Raw genomic sequence first — 1,033 nt, forward strand, 5'->3', positions numbered from 1 at the left:
GCTGTCCTGGAAGGACCGGACCAGGACCTCGTAGAACACGGCGCGTTTGAACCACTCGGGATCGCGGTCCTTCGCGGGTGTGTCCTCGAAAGTGTCCTGGACGGGCTCATTGACGATCATGATGTGGCCCCCACCGCGACCAGCACGTGCGCGCCGCCCGGCTCGAGGCGCACATAGTTGGCCCTGCCCCAGTGGTAGGTCTCGCCGGTGAGCTCGTCGCGCACCGGCACGGTCTCGTGCCAGTGGAGGCCGAGTTCCGGCATGTCCAACGAGACCGTGCCCTCCTGGGTCTGATGAGGATCGAGGTTGGCGACCACCAGAACCATGTCCTGGCCGTCGCGCTTGCTGTAGACGATGAGCGCGTCGTTGTCGGCTCGGTGAAAACGGAGATTCCTGAGTGACTGCAGGGCGCGGTGGCGTCGCCGTATCCCGTTGAGCGTGGTGACCAGGGGCACGATGGAGCGGCCCGCGCGCTCGGCCGACTGCCAGTCCCGCGGCCGCAGTTGGTACTTCTCCGAATGCAGATACTCCTCGCTGACCGCGCTGACCGCGTCGTTCTCGCACAGCTCGTACCCGGCGTAGATGCCCCAGCTCGGCGAGAGGGTGGCCGCAAGCACCGCCCGCACCTCGAACGCCGGACGGCCGCCGTCCTGGAGGTATCCGGGCAGGATGTCCGGGGTGTTCGCGAACAGGTTGGGGCGCAGGTACGCGGCACTCCCGACGCTGAGGTCGGTCAGGCAATCGGTCAGTTCCTGCTTGGTGTTCCGCCAGGTGAAGTACGTGTACGACTGCTGGAACCCTGCCTGGGCCAGGGCCCGCATGACCGCGGGCCGGGTGAAGGCCTCCGCCAGGAAGATGACGTCCGGGTCGGCACTGTTGATCCGGGCGATCACCTCCTCCCAGAACACGACGGGCTTGGTGTGCGGATTGTCGACGCGGAAGATACGTACGCCGTGGTCCATCCAGAACCGCAGCAGACGTACGGTCTCGGCGACCAGGCCCGGCATGTCGCGGTCGAAGGCCAGGGGATAGA

The 1,033-nt window shown here is 66.6% G+C and carries 1 pseudogene; it reads right to left on the bottom strand.

Annotation, left to right across the window (positions count from 1 at the left end):
• Positions 1-116 precede the first annotated feature (116 nt).
• Positions 117-1,033 (bottom strand): annotated as a pseudogene (locus E2651_RS43380) (alpha-1,4-glucan--maltose-1-phosphate maltosyltransferase); the annotation flags it as partial.

This window comes from Streptomyces sp. MZ04, assembly GCF_004684775.1.
GTDB lineage: Bacteria > Actinomycetota > Actinomycetes > Streptomycetales > Streptomycetaceae > Streptomyces.